The organism is Methylobacterium sp. ap11, from assembly GCF_900110515.1.
Classification (GTDB): Bacteria; Pseudomonadota; Alphaproteobacteria; order Rhizobiales; family Beijerinckiaceae; genus Methylobacterium; species Methylobacterium ajmalii.
In genome coordinates, this window is record NZ_FOEB01000015.1 from 44,481 (window position 1) to 61,898 (window position 17,418).

15 protein-coding genes are annotated in these 17,418 nt (G+C 73.7%); 9 read left to right on the forward strand and 6 right to left on the reverse strand.

Annotated features, from left to right (window positions below):
- Positions 1 to 2: 2 nt before the first annotated feature.
- The 4 genes from BMX97_RS20575 to mdoH form a co-directional block, all read right to left on the reverse strand.
- On the reverse strand, positions 3 to 1,526 hold the full coding sequence (locus tag BMX97_RS20575) for a sensor domain-containing diguanylate cyclase (RefSeq protein ID WP_091753148.1): 1,524 nt from the start codon (positions 1,524 to 1,526) through the stop codon (positions 3 to 5).
- A gap of 175 nt (positions 1,527 to 1,701) precedes the next feature.
- Positions 1,702 to 2,199 carry a hypothetical protein gene (locus BMX97_RS20580; RefSeq protein ID WP_091753149.1) on the reverse strand — a complete coding sequence of 166 codons (498 nt, stop codon included), beginning with the start codon at positions 2,197 to 2,199 and terminating at the stop codon, positions 1,702 to 1,704.
- A 13-nt stretch (positions 2,200 to 2,212) separates the two neighbouring features.
- Positions 2,213 to 3,532, reverse strand: a complete 1,320-nt coding sequence (rlmN, locus tag BMX97_RS20585; RefSeq protein ID WP_091753150.1) for a dual-specificity RNA methyltransferase RlmN — start codon at positions 3,530 to 3,532, stop codon at positions 2,213 to 2,215.
- Between the two features lie 81 nt (positions 3,533 to 3,613).
- The gene (gene mdoH, locus BMX97_RS20590) at positions 3,614 to 5,398 is read right to left on the reverse strand and encodes a glucans biosynthesis glucosyltransferase MdoH (protein WP_091753151.1); all 1,785 of its coding nucleotides are present in this window, start codon (positions 5,396 to 5,398) and stop codon (positions 3,614 to 3,616) included.
- 126 nt (positions 5,399 to 5,524) lie between these two features.
- On the opposite strand from mdoH, the gene BMX97_RS20595 reads away from it, so the two are divergent.
- From BMX97_RS20595 to BMX97_RS20610, 4 genes are read left to right on the forward strand one after another with little or no spacing between them, the layout of a single operon-like run.
- The gene (locus BMX97_RS20595) at positions 5,525 to 6,376 is read left to right on the forward strand and encodes a zinc-dependent alcohol dehydrogenase (RefSeq protein WP_091753227.1); all 852 of its coding nucleotides are present in this window, start codon (positions 5,525 to 5,527) and stop codon (positions 6,374 to 6,376) included.
- Between the two features lie 36 nt (positions 6,377 to 6,412).
- Positions 6,413 to 6,814 (forward strand): 6-pyruvoyl trahydropterin synthase family protein, encoded by a 402-nt coding sequence (locus BMX97_RS20600; protein WP_091753152.1) that lies wholly within the window; start codon positions 6,413 to 6,415, stop codon positions 6,812 to 6,814.
- Positions 6,814 to 7,854 (forward strand): glycosyltransferase family 4 protein, encoded by a 1,041-nt coding sequence (locus BMX97_RS20605; RefSeq protein WP_091753153.1) that lies wholly within the window; start codon positions 6,814 to 6,816, stop codon positions 7,852 to 7,854. The genes BMX97_RS20600 and BMX97_RS20605 overlap by 1 nt, the downstream gene beginning before the upstream one ends.
- Positions 7,851 to 8,693 carry a class I SAM-dependent methyltransferase gene (locus BMX97_RS20610; RefSeq protein WP_091753154.1) on the forward strand — a complete coding sequence of 281 codons (843 nt, stop codon included), beginning with the start codon at positions 7,851 to 7,853 and terminating at the stop codon, positions 8,691 to 8,693. The genes BMX97_RS20605 and BMX97_RS20610 overlap by 4 nt, the downstream gene beginning before the upstream one ends.
- 197 nt (positions 8,694 to 8,890) lie before the next feature.
- Here BMX97_RS20610 and BMX97_RS20615 read toward each other — a convergent pair whose 3' ends face one another.
- A complete protein-coding gene (locus tag BMX97_RS20615; RefSeq protein WP_091753155.1) occupies positions 8,891 to 9,355 on the reverse strand; it encodes an Lrp/AsnC ligand binding domain-containing protein in 465 nt (154 codons plus the stop codon).
- A gap of 123 nt (positions 9,356 to 9,478) precedes the next feature.
- On the opposite strand from BMX97_RS20615, the gene putA reads away from it, so the two are divergent.
- Positions 9,479 to 12,568 carry a bifunctional proline dehydrogenase/L-glutamate gamma-semialdehyde dehydrogenase PutA gene (putA, locus tag BMX97_RS20620; protein ID WP_091753156.1) on the forward strand — a complete coding sequence of 1,030 codons (3,090 nt, stop codon included), beginning with the start codon at positions 9,479 to 9,481 and terminating at the stop codon, positions 12,566 to 12,568.
- Between the two features lie 7 nt (positions 12,569 to 12,575).
- Here the strand turns inward: putA and BMX97_RS20625 are convergent, their stop codons facing one another.
- Positions 12,576 to 13,829 carry an Hsp70 family protein gene (locus BMX97_RS20625; protein ID WP_091753157.1) on the reverse strand — a complete coding sequence of 418 codons (1,254 nt, stop codon included), beginning with the start codon at positions 13,827 to 13,829 and terminating at the stop codon, positions 12,576 to 12,578.
- 169 nt (positions 13,830 to 13,998) lie between these two features.
- Between BMX97_RS20625 and BMX97_RS20630 the strand changes: the two genes are divergently transcribed.
- The 4 genes from BMX97_RS20630 to BMX97_RS20645 all read left to right on the forward strand — a co-directional run bounded on the left by BMX97_RS20630 (position 13,999) and on the right by BMX97_RS20645 (position 17,232).
- Complete coding sequence (locus BMX97_RS20630; protein ID WP_091753158.1) at positions 13,999 to 14,202, forward strand: CsbD family protein; 204 nt, start codon at positions 13,999 to 14,001, stop codon at positions 14,200 to 14,202.
- Between the two features lie 137 nt (positions 14,203 to 14,339).
- Positions 14,340 to 14,711, forward strand: a complete 372-nt coding sequence (locus BMX97_RS20635) for a CsbD family protein (protein ID WP_091753228.1) — start codon at positions 14,340 to 14,342, stop codon at positions 14,709 to 14,711.
- Positions 14,712 to 14,869: 158 nt separating this feature from the next.
- On the forward strand, positions 14,870 to 15,649 hold the full coding sequence (locus tag BMX97_RS20640; protein WP_091753159.1) for a NepR family anti-sigma factor: 780 nt from the start codon (positions 14,870 to 14,872) through the stop codon (positions 15,647 to 15,649).
- A 782-nt stretch (positions 15,650 to 16,431) separates the two neighbouring features.
- Complete coding sequence (locus tag BMX97_RS20645) at positions 16,432 to 17,232, forward strand: Crp/Fnr family transcriptional regulator (RefSeq protein ID WP_244538551.1); 801 nt, start codon at positions 16,432 to 16,434, stop codon at positions 17,230 to 17,232.
- Positions 17,233 to 17,418: the final 186 nt, after the last annotated feature.

Here is a 17,418-nt window from a genome sequence, read left to right on the forward strand (position 1 = left end):
GCTCACGCGGAGGAGGCGACGAGGCGCAGATGCGTCGGCACCGGGCGGCCGGAGGCCCGGCAGACGCGGTCGCGGCCGGCCGCCTTGGCCTCGTAGAGCGCCGCATCCGCCGCCCGGTACAGGTCGGCCGGCGTGTCGGCGGACGCGGACGGGGCGAGGCCGACGCTCACCGTCACCGTCCCGGCCGGGATGCCCGCCTGGTCGACCGCGAGCGTCGCCACCCCGGCGCGCAGGCGCTCCGCGACCCGGGCCGCCCCCTCCTCGTCGGTGTCCGGCAGGAGGAGGGCGAATTCCTCGCCGCCGATCCGGCAAACGAGGTCGTGCGGCCGGTGGATGGCCGCCGACAGGCAGCGCGCCAGCCCGCGCAGGACCTCGTCGCCGACGGCGTGGCCGTGGCGGTCGTTGATCCGCTTGAAGTGGTCGGCGTCGACGATCAGCAGCGACAGCGGCCGGCCGGAGCGGGCGGCCTCCCGCCAGGCCGCGTCGAGGGCCCCGTCGAAGCGGCGCCGGTTCGGCAGCCCGGTCAGGCCGTCGGTGAGGGAGAGGCGGGCGAGCTCGGCCTCGACGGCGCCGCGGCGGCGCAGCTCGCGACCGCACAACAGGGCGAGCAGCAGCGCGACGCAGAAGAGCGCGAGCAGCGTGCCGCCGATGACCAGGGCCTTGGCGCGCCAGCCGGCCTCGATCTCCTGGGTGCTGACCCCGAGGGCGAGCAGCAGCGGCAGGTTGCCGACCGGCTTGAAGGTGAAGAGCCGGTGCACGCGATCGCGCGCGGCCCAGTCGGCGAAGCTGCCGGTGCGCTCGCGCAGGACGCGCTGGAAGTTCGGCATCGCCGAGAGGTCGCTGCCGACGTCCCGCACGTCGTAGGGGAAGCGCACGATGCGGATGCCGTCCTCGCGCACGAGGTTGATGCTGCTGTCGCGTCCGAGATCGAGCTTCTCGAGGATCTGCGTGAAGTGGGACAGCTTCAGCGTCGCGACCGCGACGCCGCCGAACGAGCCGTCCGGCTTCGCGATGCGCCGGCTGAACGCCACCGTGTAGGCCCCGGACAGCCGCGACAGGTAGGGCTTGCTGACGTAGAGCCCGGCATCCGGATCGCGCCGGTGGACCTGGAAGTAGTCGCGGTCCTCGAAGGTGCCGCCGGCCCTCGAGGGGTAGCGCGAGTTCAGGATCCCGGTGCCGTGCTCGTCGAACAGCACCAGGATGCCGAAGCCGTCGGCGGTCACGACGCGGTCGAACAGCACCAGCCGCCGCAAGTCCTCCGGCGCCCCAGCAACGGCGGGGTTCTCGACCTTCGCGATGAGGCCCTGCAGCGCCAGGTCGGTGATCTCGATGTTGCGGGCGATGTCGCGCTCGACCACCTCCAGCAGGCTGCGGGACGTCTCCTCGGCCCGCTGCCACATGTCCCGCCGCATCTCGTAGAGCATGAAGCCGGACACGACGAGCATCCCGAGGGGCGCCAGCAGGCCGAGCACGATGCTGACCCGGACGGCCTGCGGGCCGGCGAGGAGGCGACGCGGCAGCGACATGGATGACGGTCTCTCGGGTAGGCGTCCTGCGGGATGCGACTTCGCGCCCGCAACTCTAAACAGGACTTTCACGCCCGTCACGGGCGCCCCGATTGGTTGCATGGACCGCGAGCGACTTTCGCGCACGCGGTTACCATTTCGACAAGAGCAACCGGACGATCGACCCGATCGGGGGTCAGCGCCGCGGGGCGGCCCACATCGTGGGGGCGCCGCGCCCGGCGAAGCGCCCGGCGGCGAGCCAGTAGACGAGGCCGGCCACCCCGCCGGCGCAGAACAGGATCGCCGTCACCCGCCCCTCCCCGGCCCCGGCGGGTCCGGCCCCGCCCCGCATCAGCCAGGGCAGGAGCGCGGTGAGGAGGCCGGTGGCGCCGCCGTACCAGGCGAGCGAGCGGAACCGCAGCACCTCGCCGACGACGGCGTTGAGGGCGGGGGGCACCGCGACGAGGAGCAGGATCGCCCGGCCGAGATTGACCGCACCCTCGACCATGCCGGGATCGGGGGCGTAGCCCTCGGCGAGGTCGGAGAGCACCGCCTCGAGCCCCGACAGGCCGAGGGTGCCGAGGAGGTCGCGCAGGACCGGATCGAGCACGACGCCGATCCCGAGGGCGAGGCCGCCGCAGGCGATCGCCATCAGGAGCGCGGTCGCGACCGCGAGGAGGCGCCCGAGGGACATGCCTTGGGCCCGCTCAGTCGTCGTCGTGGGCGCCGGCATAGACGCCCTCGGCGCCGATGCCCTCTTCCAGCATCATCCGGGCGCGGGCGCGCAGCTTCTCGGTCTCGCTCTTGAGCTGGCCGCAGGCCGCCAGGATGTCGCGGCCCCGCGGCGTGCGCACCGGCGAGGCGTAGCCGGCGTTGAACACGATCTCGGAGAAGCGCTCGATCCGCTCCCAGTCCGAGCACTCGTACTTCGAGCCGGGCCAGGGGTTGAACGGGATCAGGTTGATCTTGGCCGGAATGCCCTTGAGCAGGCGCACCAGTTCGCGCGCGTCGCCGTCGGAATCGTTGACGCCCTTCAGCATCACGTACTCGAAGGTGATGCGGCGCGCGTTCGACACGCCCGGATAGTCGCGGCAGGCCTGGAGCAGGTCGCGGATCGGGTACTTGCGGTTGAGCGGCACCAGTTCGTTGCGCAACTCGTCGCGCACGGCGTGGAGCGAGATCGCCAGCATGGCGTTGGCCTCAATGCCGAGGCGCTCGAATTGCGGCACCACGCCGGAGGTCGAGACGGTGATGCGCCGGCGCGAGAGGCCGAGCCCCTCGTGGTCGCTCATCACGCCGACCGCGTCGATGACGTTGTCGACGTTGTAGAGCGGCTCGCCCATGCCCATGAAGACGATGTTCGAGACGAAGCGCGAGCCGTCGACCGGCACGAAGGCGCCCTTCGGTGGCGTCCTACCCGGCCAGTCGCCGAGGCGGTCGCGGGCCACGACGAGCTGCGAGACGATCTCCTGGCACGACAGGTTGCGCACCAGGCGCTGCGTGCCGGTGTGGCAGAACGAGCAGGTCAGGGTGCAGCCGACCTGCGACGAGACGCAGAGCGTGCCGCGGTCGTTGGCCGGGATGTAGACGCACTCGATCTCGGCGCCGCGGTTGTGGTCGTGCTTGCCGGTCGGCGGCATGCGGATCAGCCACTTGCGGGTGCCGTCGCGCGACACCTGCTCGCTCACCACCTCGGGCCGGTCGAGGGTGTGGATGCCGGCGAGCTGCCCTTTCAGCACCTTGCTGACGTTGGTCATCTCGTCGAAGGACGCGGCCCCCCGCACGTTGATCCAGTGCCAGAGCTGGCCGGCGCGCATGCGCTGCTCGCGCTCGGGCACGCCGATGGCGGCGAGCCGGCCCTTCAGGGCCTCGCGGGTGAGGCCGACGAGCGAGGTCGGGCCGGTGGCCTCCAGCGCCTCGGGACGGATCTCGGGGGTCTTCTCGATCGCGGGAGCCGGACCGGGATGGGCCTCGGTGGGACCAGCGCCATTCCCGCGCCGGGCGGAGTCGAACGACGCCGTCGCCATGATACTTCTGACCTTCGGATGAAACGGATTGAACCGGGCATATAAGGGCAATCGGGCCGAAACGCGATGGCCCGCGGGCAATCACGCCGCCCGCCCCTCGCCGAGCCGGGCGATCTCCCAGGGCGGCGCGATCTCCTCCCGGGTGGCGCAGAGGCCCGCCCGCACCATGGCGCGCCCCGCCTCCGGCGCCGCCGTGAGGACGCAGAACGGCACCGCCAGGAGGCTGCCGAGCGTCAGCGGCAGGCTCCAGGCGAGCAGCGCCGGCGAGACGAGGGCGAGCGCGCCGCAGACGAGGAGCCCGAACAGCGTGACGCCGGGCAGGGCGGCCAATCCCTCGCCCCAGCGCAGGCCCCGCGCGTCCCGGTCCTGGGCGCTCCAGCTCCCGGCCCGGCCGAGCGCGAGCCCGATCATCGCGCCGGTGAGCCGCACCGACGAGGCGCCGAGCAGCAGGAACGAGGCCGCGACCTCGGCCAGCATCCCGGCGAGGAAGCGGGCGCCGCCGCCATGGGCCGCACGGGCCTCCCGGTCGGCCAGCACGGCGGCATAGCCGGCGAGCTTGGGGGCGAGCGAGAGCAGGAGCCAGACGAGGTAGAGCGCGGCCGCGCCCGCGGCCGGGCCGTCATGGGTCGCGGCGCGCCACGGCAGGAGCAGGAGCGCCAGGGTCAGGGCCGGCGGGTTGAGGAACATCAGCACCGCCCAGACGAGCTGGAACCGGCTCATCGGCAGGAGGCCCGGCATCGGCGGCAGGCGCAGGTACTGCAGGTTGCCCCGGCACCAGCGGGCGTCGCGGGCGAGGTGGTCGAGGAGCGTCGGCGGGTTGTCCTCAAAGCTGCCCTCCTCGATCGGCAGCACCCGGACCTCGTAGCCGGCCCGGCGCATCAGCACCGCCTCGACCTGGTCGTGCGACAGCACCGCGCCGCCGCCGCGCAAGGCGGGCAGCCGGCAATGCGCCGCGAAGGGGGCGATGCGCACCACCGCGTTGTGGCCCCAGAACGGGCCGCATTCCGCCCCCCACCAGGCGGCGCCGAGCGTGTAGGGCAGCATGCCGTGGCGCATGCCGAACTGGAACAGCCGCGCGAAGGCGCTGGCGGCGGGAGCACCGACCGCGAGGCTCTGGAGGATGCCGAGGCGCGGATGGGCCTGCATGATCCGCACGAGGCGCAGGATCGCCGGGCCGGTCATCAGGCTGTCGGCGTCGAGGGGCAGCATCAGGTCGGCGTCGCTGCCGGCGCAGAACTCCTGCAGGTTGCCGGCCTTGTAGCCCGCGTTGTCGGCGCGGCGCCGGTAGCGGATGCGGGCGGCCTCCGCCTCGGGCAGGCCGGCGCGCCAGGCCGCGACCCAGTCCTCCTCCGCTTGCGCCACCTCGGGCCGGTCGCTGTCGCTCAGCACGTGGTAGCGGAACGCCGCCCCCTCCCCGGTACGCTCCAGGCTCTCGCGCACCAGGGCGAGGCGCGACAGCGCCCGGGCCGGGTCCTCGTTGCGCAGGGTCATCACCACGGCAGTCGTCAGGTGGAGCGGCGTCTGCGCCTCCCCGGCCGCGGCGTGGGGCGCGGCGGCAAGCAGGCCGGCCCGGCCGGCCCGCAGCAGCAGGTAGCCGATCGCGGCGTTCCAGACGCCGAGCACCGTCCAGGGCAGGGTGGCGATCCCGCAGGCCAGCAGCGCGAGGTCGAGCCCGTCGAACCCGTCCTGGGCCAGCACCGCGGCCAGCGCGGCCGCGAAGGCGAGGCCGGTGACGAGGGTCAGCCCGAGCACCGCGAGACGGCGGCGGCGCAGGGTGGTGCAGGCTTGCAGGCCCGTCGGCGTCGTGAGAGGAGCGCGGGCGGAACTCTCCGCGCGGGCGAGCACCGAGGAGTCGGTTTGCGGCATCGTCAGGCATCCGAGGGCGGCACGGCGGAGACCGTGCGGGCGCTCTGGTATAGCGCGGCCGGGCAAGCGGAGCTGCGACACGAGCGCCTGCCGGCGCCCGATCCCGACGAGGTGCGCGTGCGCACCCTGTGGACGGCGCTGAGCCGCGGCACCGAGCGGCTGGTCTTCGAGGGCCGGGTGCCCGCGGCGGTGGCCGGGCGGATGCGCGCCCCGGCGCAAGGCGGCGAGTTCCCGTTCCCGGTCAAGTACGGCTATTGCGCGGTCGGCGAGACGCAGGAGGGCGGTCACGTCTTCGCGCTCCAGCCGCACCAGGAGGGGTTCGTCGCCCCCCGGGCGACGCTCTGCCCGCTGCCCCCGGATCTGCCGCCGCGCCGCGCGGTGCTCGCCGCCAACATGGAGACGGCGCTGAACGCGGTGTGGGATTCGGGCGCCGGACCGGGCGACCGGATCGCGGTGGTCGGCGGCGGCGTGGTCGGGCTCCTCGTCGCCCATCTCTGCGCCGGCCTGCCGGGGGCGGAGGTCGAGCTGATCGACCGCGATCCCGCCCGCGCGGCGACGGCCCGGGCGCTGGGTCTCGCCTTCGCCCTGCCCGGGGCGGCCCGGCCGGAGGCCGACCTCGTGGTCCATGCCAGCGCCAGCGCGGCCGGCCTCGACCTCGCCCTCTCGCTCGCCGGCGACGAGGCGGCGGTGGTCGAACTGAGCTGGTACGGCACCGAGCCGGTCGCGGCCCCTCTCGGCCTCGCCTTCCACGCCCGGCGCCTGCGCCTCGTCGGCAGCCAGGTCGGGGCGGTGGCGGCCTCGCGCCGCCCGCGCTGGAGCCACCGGCGGCGCCTGCTCAAGGCCCTCGACCTGCTGCGCGACGAGCGCCTCGACGCCCTCCTCACCGAGGAGGTCGCCTTCGCCGACCTGCCCGCCGCCCTCCCCCGCCTGCTCAAGCCCGGCGCGCCGGGCCTGTGCACGGTGATCCGCTACCCGTGATCCGCTACCCGTGATCCGCTCCTGAGGAACCCGCCCATGTACGCCGTCGAAGTCCGCGACCACGTGATGATCGCCCACAGCTTCCGGGGCGATCTGTTCGGGCCGGCGCAGGCCCTGCACGGGGCGACCTTCGTGGTCGACGTGGCGTTCTTCCGCGAGAGCCTGACCCCGGACGGGGTGGTGGTCGATATCGGCCGGGCGAGCGAGGCGCTGAAGACGGTGCTGGCGCCGCTCAACTACCGCAACCTCGACGAGGTGCCGGAATTCGCCGGAGAGAACACCACCACCGAGTTCCTGAGCGGCCACATCCACCGGGCGATGGCCGCCGCCGCCCGGGCCGGCGACCTCGGCCCCGGCGGCGAGGGGGTGAGCCGCATCCGCGTGACCCTGCACGAATCCCACCTCGCGCGGGCCTGGTTCGAGGCGCCGCTCGGCTGATGCGCCTCGTCCTCGCCGTCCCGGGCGACCTGGCGGCCCCGACCGGGGGCTACGCCTATGCGCGCCGGATCCTCCGGCATCTGCCGGCCCTCGACGTCGCGGCCGAGCCGTTGCGGCTGCCGGACGGCTTCCCGGATCCGGGCGCCGACGACCTCGCCCGCACGCGGGCCGCGCTGGCGGAGGTTCCGGCACAGGCCGCGCTCCTCGTCGACGGGCTGGCCTACGGCGCGCTGCCGCCGGAGCTGATCCGCGCCGTCGGGCGGCCGATGGCGGCTTTGGTCCACCACCCCCTCGGCTACGAGACCGGGCTGGCACCCGAGCGCACCGCTGCCCTGGTGGCGGGCGAGCGGGCGGCGCTGGCGCTGGCGAGCCGCGTCGTCGCGACGAGCCGCTACACCGCCCGGCTGCTCACCGCCGAGTTCGGCGTGGCACCGGAGCGGATCACCGTGGCGGAGCCCGGCACCGCTCCGGCCGCTCGTGTGGCGCCGCGCACCGGCGCGTCCGTCCGGTTGCTCGCCGTCGGGACCGTGAGCCCGCGCAAGGGCTACGACGTCCTGGTGCGGGCGCTCGCGACGCTCGCCGACCTCGACTGGTCGCTCACCGTCGCGGGCAGCCTCGACCGGGCGCCGGAGAGCGCCGCGTCCCTGCGCGCGCAGATCGCCGCGGCGGGCCTCGCCGGGCGTATCACGCTCGCCGGCGCGGTGGCGCCGGAGACCCTCGACGCCCTCCATGCCGGGGCCGACATCGCGGTCTCGGCCTCGCTGTTCGAGGGCTACGGCATGGCGCTGACGGAGGCGCTGGCCCGGGGCCTGCCCCTCGTCGCCACCACCGGGGGGGCCGCCGCCGAGACGGTGCCGGCGGGCGCCGGCCGCACGGTGCCGCCCGGGGACGCCCCTGCCCTCGCGGCGGCGCTGCGCGACCTCATCGCCGATCCCGCCCGTCGGGCCGAGGCCGCCGCCGCGTCCTGGGCGGCCGGGCAGCGCCTGCCGGACTGGCCCGACACCGCGGCCGCCATCGCCGCAGCCCTGAGGACACCATGAGCGGCTTCAGCCCCGACTGGCTCGCCCTGCGCGAGCCCGCCGACCACGCCGCCCGCGATCCGGGCCTCGTCGCCGCGCTCGCCCGGGTGCTCCGGGGGCCGGTGCGGGCGGTCGATCTCGGCTGCGGCAGCGGCTCGAACCTGCGGGCGCTGGCGCCGCATCTCGGCCCGGACCAGGACTGGGTGCTGGTCGACCACGATCCGGCCCTGCTCATCGCCGCCCGGTCCCGACTCGCGGCCTGGGCCGAGCGGGCGGAGGCGGCCGGCGACGGGCTGGTCCTGCACCGGGGTGGCGCCCGGATCGCCGTCCGGTTCCGGGCCCTCGACCTCGCCGCCGGTCCGGAGGCGGCGCTCGCGGAGGCGCCGCACCTCGTCACCGCGGCGGCGTTGTTCGACCTCGTGTCGGAGGCCTGGATCGCCGCCCTGGCGCGGGCGGTCGCGACGGCGGGCGCCGTCTTCTACACCGCGCTCACCTATGACGGGGCGGAGCACTGGACGCCGCCCCACCCGGCCGACGCCGCGATCCACGCCGCCTTCCTCGCCCACCAGGGCGGCGACAAGGGCTTCGGGCCCTCGCTCGGCCCGGCCGCGACCGAGGCCCTGGCCCGGACCTTCCAGGCCCACGGCTACGCGGTCGAGACCGCGAGCAGCCCCTGGCGCCTCGGACCGGGCGAGGCCGCCCTGCTGCACCAGCTCGCCGAGGGCACCGCCCGGGCGGCGGCCGAGACCGGACGGGTCACAGCGGAGGCCGCCGAGGCGTGGCGCGAGGCCCGGCGGGCGCCCGGGACGGGGGCGGTGATCGGACACCGGGACCTGCTGGCGGTGCCGCCGTCGGCCTGACGGGCCGTCGGAGCGGATCGAGCAGCGAGGCCATCCGTGGTGCCGTGCCGGTCCCGGCTGTGCGGTCCGGGACTGATCGGACGGGTGTGAACCCCTCGCGAGACGAGCCGAGCGCGGGTTTCCCCCGACCGTCTTACCCGGACGGGAGAGGGGAGACATCCGTCATCGTTATCCGGATAGATCGCACCGAGATCGCGTCACAGGGGCAGCACCCCGTCGCTCTTCACCTCCTCCATCACCGCGTAGGTCCGGGTGTTGTTGACGCCGGGCAGCGACAAGAGCCCCTCGCCGAGGAAGCGGCGATAGGCCGGCATGTCGGCGACCCTGGCTTTGACCAGGTAGTCGAACCCGCCGCCGACCATGTGGCATTCCAGGACCTCCGGGGCGCGGCGCACCGCGGCGGCGAAGCGGGCGAAGGCGTCGGGCGTGGTCTTGTCGAGGGAGACCTCGACGAAGACGAGCAGGCTCAGGCCGAGGCGCTGCGGGTCGAGCCGCGCGCCGAAACCCGTGATCACCCCGTCCTTCTGCAGCCGGCGCAGCCGCTCGCCGGTGGCGGTGGGCGACAGCCCGACCCGCTCGGCGAGCTCGACGTTCGGGATTCGCCCCTCGCGCTGGAGGATCCTCAGGATCTGCCGATCGACCCGGTCGAGCCCGTCCGTCATTCTCTCCGCCAAAGCCCGGTTTTACCGCCGATCCTGCGGCAAAGCCCCGATAAGCGCCATCGAAGCGCGGCGAAAGGGCGAATACGCTGGGGATCGTTCAGCCGCCCCGCCGGAACCGCCCCGATGCCCGCCGCGCTCCCCGTCTTCCACGCCCCCTACGCTGCCGACGATGCCGCCCTGGCCCGCACCTTCCTGGAGCGGGCGAGCCTGCCGCCGGAGCGCGAGGCGAAGGTCGACGCGCTCGCCCGCGACCTCGTCGGGGCGATCCGACAGGAGACCGGGGGTCTCGGCGGCGTCGAGGCGATGCTGCGCGAATACTCGCTCTCGACCAAGGAGGGGCTGGCCCTGATGGTGCTGGCCGAGGCCCTGCTGCGGGTGCCCGACGCCGCCACCGCCGACCGGCTGATCGAGGACAAGCTGCGCTTCGGCGGGTTCGAGCAGCACGCCACCCGCTCGGACGCCCTGCTGGTGCGCTCCTCGGCCTGGGCGCTCGGCCTCTCGGCCCGGATCATCCAGCCCGGCGACACCCCGGAGGGCATCCTGGCCGGCCTCGCCAAGCGGCTGGGGCTTCCCGCCGTGCGCCAGGCCGCCCGCCAGGCGATGAGGGTGATGGGCGGGCATTTCGTCCTCGGCGAGACGATCGAGGCGGCGCTCAAGCGCTCGGCGAGCGGACAGGGCCGGCTCTACCGCTACTCCTTCGACATGCTGGGCGAGGGCGCCCGCACCGCCGAGGACGCCCGGGCCTACCGGGAGTCCTATGCCGCCGCCATCGAGGCGATCGGGCGCGCCGCCGGCAACAACCCGCTGCCCGACCGGCCGGGCATCTCGGTCAAGCTCTCGGCGCTGCATCCGCGCTACGAGGCGGTCGGCCGCGAGCGGGTGATGGCCGAATTGGTGCCGGTGCTCCTCGACCTCGCGAAGGCGGCCAAGAGCTACGACCTCAACTTCACGGTCGATGCCGAGGAGGCCGACCGGCTGGAACTCTCCCTCGACGTCATCGCGGCGGTGCTGGGCGACCCCGCGCTCGCCGGCTGGGACGGGTTCGGCCTCGCGGTCCAGGCCTACCAGAAGCGCTGCCTGCAGGTGATCGACCACGTCGCCGACCTCGCCGCCCGCCTCGACCGGCGGCTGATGGTGCGCCTAGTGAAGGGCGCCTACTGGGATACGGAAGTGAAGCGGGCGCAGGAGCGGGGCCTGCCCGACTACCCCGTCTTCACCCGCAAGAGCATGACGGACCTGAGCTACCTGGCGGCGGCCGAGCGGATGCTCGCCCATCGCCCGCGGCTGTTCCCGCAATTCGCCACCCACAACGCGCTCACCGTCGCGGCGATCGTCGAGCGGGCGGGCCCCGAGGCCGGCACCTACGAGTTCCAGCGCCTGCACGGCATGGGCGAGGCGCTCTACGCCCGGCTGCTGTCGGCCGTGCCGGGGGCGGCCTGCCGCACCTATGCGCCGGTCGGCGGGCACCGCGACCTGCTGGCCTACCTGGTGCGCCGCCTGCTTGAGAACGGCGCCAATTCCTCCTTCGTCTCGCAGGCCGCCGACCCGGCGGTCCCGGTCGAGACCCTGCTGCGCCGACCCGCCGAGAGCGTCGGCAATCCCGACCGGGCCCGGCACGCCAGGTTGCGCCGCCCGGCCGAGATGTTCTCCCCCGAGCGGACCAACTCCGCGGGCGTCGAGTTCGGCGACCGGGCGGCGCTGGAGCGCCTGACGGATGCGGTCGCCGCCGCGCGCGGGCCCGCCGAGGCCGCCCCGGTGATCGACGGCGCGACGCAACCCGGCACGGCCCGCGACGTGGTGAGCCCGGGCGACGCCCGCACGGTCGTCGGCACCGTGATCGAGGCCTCGCCCGAGATGGCGGATGCGGCGATGCGGGCCGCCCGCACGGGCGCGCGCGCCTGGGGTCGGGTTCCCGCAGGGCAGCGCGCCGCCGCGCTGGAGCGGGCCGCCGACGCGATGGAGGCCGCGACCGGCCGGCTGATCCACCTGCTCCAGGCCGAGGCCGGCAAGACCCTCGACGACGCGGTGGCGGAGCTGCGCGAGGCGGTCGATTTCTGCCGCTACTACGCCGCACAGGGGCGCACGCTCTTTGCCACGCCGACGAATCTGCCGGGCCCGACCGGCGAGAGCAACCGGCTGTCCCTGCGCAGCCGGGGGGTGTTCGTGGCGATCTCGCCGTGGAACTTCCCGCTCGCGATCTTCGTCGGCCAGGTCGCAGCGGCGCTGATGGCCGGCAACGCGGTGGTGGCGAAGCCCGCCGAGCAGACGCCGCTGGTGGCGGCCGAGGCCGTGCGCCTGCTGCATCGCGCCGGCATCGCGGTTGGCGCCCTCCACCTCGTGCCGGGCGACGGCGCGGTCGGGGCGGCGCTCGTGGCGCATCGGGACGTGGCCGGCGTGGTCTTCACCGGCTCGACCGAGGTGGCGCGCCACATCAACCGGGCGCTCGCCGCCAAGGACGGGCCGATCGTGCCGCTGATCGCCGAGACCGGCGGCATCAACGCGATGCTGGTCGACGCGACGGCGCTCCCCGAGCAGGTCGCCGACGACGTGGTGATGTCCGCCTTCCGCTCCGCCGGCCAGCGCTGCTCGGCTTTGCGCCTGCTGCTGGTGCAGGAGGACGTGGCCGACAAGGTGATCGGCATGGTGGCGGGCGCCGCGCGGGAATTGCGCTTGGGCGATCCGCGCGACCCGGCGACCCATGTCGGTCCGGTGATCGACGCCGAGGCCCGCGCCCGCCTCGACCGCCACGGCGCCGCGATGCGCCGGAGCGCGAAGGCCCGCTACGTCGGCGAGGTGCCGGGCGAGGGCCATTTCGTGGCGCCGCAGATCTACGAGATCGCCGGCCCCGAGGCGCTGACCGAGGAGGTGTTCGGACCGATCCTGCACGTCGCCCGCTACAGGGCCGCCGACCTCGACCGGGTGCTCGAAGCGATCGATTCCACCGGTTACGGCCTGACGCTCGGCGTGCATTCCCGCATCGACGCCACGGTGGAGCGGGTGGTCGACCGGCTCTCCACCGGCAACGTCTACGTCAACCGCAACATGATCGGCGCGGTGGTCGGCGTGCAGCCCTTCGGCGGCCACGGCCTGTCGGGCACCGGCCCGAAGGCCGGCGGGCCGCACTACCTCACCCGCTTCGCCACCGAGCAGACCGTGACGATCAACACCGCGGCGGCCGGCGGCGACGCGGCGCTGATCGCCATGGAGGGGTAGGGGCGGCTCAGCCGTAGCGCCGCGCCGCCTCGACCGTCAGCCCGAGGCCGACCGAGCCGAAGGTGTCGCCCTCGACCACCCGGGCTTCCGGCGCCGCCGCCAGGATCGCTTCGCGGACCGGGGCGAGGCGGGTCGAGCCTCCGGTGAGGAACAGGGCGTCGATGGCGGACGCCTCCACCCCGGCATCGCGCAGGCAGCGGGTGATGCAGGCGCCGATGCGCCGGGCGAGGTCGGCGGAGTGGCGCGCGAGGTCGGGGCGGCCGATCTCGGCGACGAGGCCGGGCTCGACCCAGCCGAGGGGCAGCACGACCTCGTCGATCTCCGACAGGGCGATCTTGGCGTCCTCGATCTCCATCGCCAGGGTGTGGCCGCGCTCGGCCTCGATCACCGCGGCGAGGCGGTCGATCAGGTCCGGCCGGGCGACGTCGCGGCGGAGCGAGCGCAGCTCGCGCAGGGTCTTGCCGTCGTAGAGCCGGTTGATCTGAGACCAGGTGGCGAGGTCGTGGAAGTAGGACGACGGTACGTCGAGGCCCGGCCGCTGCATCGGGCTGCCGAGGCCCAAAAGCGGCATCACCTCGCCGACGCTGAGGGTACGGTCGAAGTCGGTGCCGCCGATCCGCACGCCGTCATTGGCCAGGATGTCGCCGGCCCGCTCCACCGCCCGGTGCCGCTCGGGGCTCAAGCGCACCACCGAGAAGTCCGAGGTGCCGCCGCCGATATCGGCGATGAGCGCCACCTCCTCGCGGGCGAGGCCGCGCTCGTAGTCGAGCGCCGCGGCGATCGGCTCGTACTGGAACGACACCTCGGTGAAGCCGACCTCCCGGGCGATGCCGGCCAGCGCGTCCTCGGCGCGGCGGTCGCCCTCCGGGTCGCCGTCGACGAAGTGGACCGGCCGGCCGTGCACCACCTCGGTCAGGGCCTCGCCGGCCTGCACCTCCGCCCGCGCCTTCACGGCGGCGAGGTAGCGGGCGATCACCGCCCGGAACGACAGCCGGCGCCGCCCGACCAGGGTGGTCTCGTCGAGGAGAGAGGAGCCGAGCACCGACTTGAGGCTGCGCATCAGCCGCCCGGGCGTCCCCTCGACATAGGCGGTCATCGCCGCCCGGCCGATCGCCTCCTCGCCGCCGGGCGGGAAGAAGATCGCGCTCGGGATCGTGACCGCCTCGCCCTCCAGCCGCGCGAGCGCGATGTCGCCCCCGGCGGGCGCGACGAGGCCGAGCGTGGTGTTCGAGGTGCCGAAATCGAGGCCGCAGGCCTTCATGCCGAATCTCTGACGGTGCCGGGAGGGAGGGCGCGCGACCTAGCGGGTTCCGCCCGCCCGGTCCAGCCCGGGAGGCGTCGGCCCGTCCTGTCGCAGCGGAACAATACCCGGCCTCGCAGGTTCATCAGACCTGAGCAGTCGACGAACTGCACGAACCGAGGAGCTTCCCATGAGCAGCACCACCGACAAGATCAAGGGTCTCGCCAACGAGGCGGTCGGCAACGTGAAGCAGGGTATCGGCAACGTGACCGGCAACGAGAAGCTGCAGGCCGAGGGCAAGGCCCAGGAGCTGAAGGGCGAGGCCCAGAAGACCACCGGCGACGTCAAGGACGGCATCAAGAATGCCGCCGACACGGTGAAGAGCAAGCTCTGATCCGCGCGAGGGCCGGCTTCGCGCCGGCCCGACCGCAAGCGGACGTTCGGGCCGGTCCCTCGCAGCTCAGGCGGGAGGCCGGCCTTTTCGTTTTTTCGCGTCCGCCGAACCCTTGCTCGAACTTGATGGAGACCGCGATGAACAGGGACCAGATCGAAGGCGGCCTGCGCCACCTCAAGGGCCGCGGCCAGACCGCGTACGGCGCCGTCGCCGGCCGTGCCCGGCCGCAGGCGGAGGGTGCGTTCAACCAGGTGGTCGGCGGCGCCCAGTACGCCTACGGCCGCGGCCGCCGCGTCGCCGAGGAGCTGACGCATGACGGCGCCGCGCTCGCCGGCGAGATCGAGAAGCGCGGGCGCGACGCCTACGCGCGCGGCGTCTCGGCTTACGGCGAGGCCCGCCATCGCGGTCGCTCCGCCCTGCGCCGGGCCGAGTCGCACCCGACCGAAACGGTGCTGGCGGTCGCCGGCCTCGCCTTCGTCGCCGGCTGGCTGCTCAAGGGCCGCCGCTGAGCCCCTGACCGGGGCCGGAGGCGCTTGCGGCCGGCGTGCCGTCGCTGCAACGCAGCGGCGCTTCGGTTGCAGCGCGGAGGGCGTGGACCGGTTCGGCCTCGCCTCACGGGTGCATATGCTCTAGCTTGGCGTCATTCCCGCGCCAGCCGAACGACCCGATGACCCAGAGCACGCCCCCCGGTCCGCCCACGATCGCCGCGGCCGACGCCGCCCAGGACGGGGCCCCGAGGGGCGCCGGCCCCGCCCTGCCGCCGTCGGTGCAGGAGCATCTCGGCGAGCGGCTGCGCGCGCATTACGCCGCCGTCGAGGTGGAGGCGGCCCCCGCCGCCTTCGCCGACCTGCTCGGACGCCTGGAACTGGCGCTCGCCGCGCTCGGTGCGCCGAAGAAGGACGGTTTTCGCGACGACCTGCTCGCGGCGACCCCGTCCCTGCGCCGCTTCGCGCTGACGCTCACCGCCAACCCGGCCCGGGCCGACGACCTCGTCCAGGACACGATGCTGAAGGCCTGGCAGAACCGCGACCGGTTCGAGGCCGGGACGAACCTCAGCGCCTGGCTGTTCACGATCATGCGCAACGCCTTCTACTCCGAGCACCGCAAGCGCTCGCGCGAGGTCGAGGACAGCGAGGGCGCCTACTCGGCCCGCCTGACCTCCGCCCCCAACCAGGGCGACCGCCTCGACGTGCAGGACCTCCAGGCGGCCCTCAACAAGCTGGTGGCCGAGCAGCGCGAGGCCCTGATGCTGGTCGCGGTCGGCGACCTCTCCTACGAGGACGCGGCCGCGCTGATGCAGTGCAAGGTCGGCACGGTGAAGAGCCGGGTCTGCCGCGCCCGCGACAAGCTCGCCGAGCTCCTCGGCTATTCCGGCGGCGAGCTCGGCGCGGACCGGCTCACCCGCTCGGTGATGGGGCATGCCGGCACCGTCTCGCTCGACGGCTGAGACCGACGGCCCGCCGGGACGGCCTGCGGGATCCGGTCCCGGCTCCGGCGCGTCCGCCGCGCCGGCATGAACCGGGCTCGCCGGAGGCCGGCAGGCGCACCGACGTCGCCGTCTCGTCGGCGCTCGAGAACCCGGGGTCCCGGATCTCCAGATTTCGGGCCTGTCGCGGAGCCGGATCCTCCGCTCCGGGCGCAAGACCCGCCCGACTTCGGCGAGAGAACGCGCGTCACCGCTTCGGGCTGACCTAGAGATGCGTCCGGCGCTAGGCTTTCGGCGCGGGACCCGACGCGGGAAGTCGTTTCATGGGCAGGGATGAGACCATCGAACGCGCCGTTCGCGCCTGGTCTGCGGAGACCAGCGAAACGCCGCGACACTAATCGTTACGCTGGCATCGACTCCGAAATCGTCTGCTTCACTCAAGTATACATTGTTTTATTTTGCGCTTCCCAGGAAAATCTCAACCATAATTTGAATACTAACGCAGCAAAAGCTGCCCGTCATGAGCGGAAAAGTCCGTTCCAATCACCAATCAGGTAGTGCGGCAGAGTATCTGATACGAAAAACATCGCAACCTCGGCTGAACGAGATAGGCCGGAATCGGTTCTGAAACGTTCGAAATACGACAGACAAGGAACAACATCACCATTAAACTAATTCCCGTCTCGCATCAGCCGCGGGGATGCGCGACGCGCGAGGAAGGGGCGGCGGAGCCCGCCTCCGGCGATCCATCGTGCTGCGGCCGGACCGCGAGGCGGATGCCCGATTTTCCGGAGACGACAACGGTGAATGCGCCGGACGATTCACGAGCCCTCGCAGCCGGCCTCTTCGAAGGCAATCTCCTGCTCGAAGCCCTCGAGACCCGGGATCGCGCCCTGCTGGCGCCGTATCTCGAGCGCGGCCATCGCGCCCGCGGCGCCGTGCTGTTTCGTGCCGGCGAGGACGTATCGCACGTCACCTTCCCGCTGAACCAGACCACCGTGACGCTGGTCTCGCGCATGAACGACGGGCGGATGGTCGAGACCGCGACGGTGGGGCACGAGGGTGCGGTCGGCGGCATCGTCAGCCAGGGCTACCTGCCGGCCTTCAGCGAGGCGGTGGTGCAGGTCGCCGGCGACGTGCTGCGCCTCGACGCCGAGCGGCTGACCCGGGCCCGGGCCTCGTCCCCGAGCCTGCGCGACCTGTTCGTCCGCTACTCCGACTGCCTGCTCGCCCAGGTGCTGCAATCGGTGGCGTGCAACGCCGTCCACCCGATCGAGGAGCGCTGCCTGCGCTGGCTCCTGACCTTCCAGGACCGGCTGGGAACGCCGGTCCTGCCGGTGACCCAGGAGATGCTGGCCGAGATGCTCGGCGTGCGCCGCACCTACCTCACCGGGGTGATCGGGGCGCTGCAGCGCCGCGGGCTGATCTCGGTGCGCCGCGGCCAGATCACCATCCTGGACCGGGCCCAGGCCGAGCGGTCGGCCTGCGAGTGCTACGGCCGGGTCCGGCACCATTTCCGCACCGTCCTCGGCGCGGTCTATGCCGAGAGCGGCGCGATCGTGGCGGTCGATCCGACGGCCGTGCAGGACAAGAAGCCGGATTAGGCGGGGGACGTCGCGCGTCGGGACGCCCTCGCCCGGCCCCGCGCCGGGCGGGCGGGGAGCCCGTGGCCGAGGACCGCGATCGCGTCGCGGGCGGGCCGTCCCGCCCGGATCCCTGATGGGGCCGGCCCGGGGCAGCCGACGGTCTCCTGCGCGAGGCGCTTCGGCGGCCGGCGGGGGGATGCACAG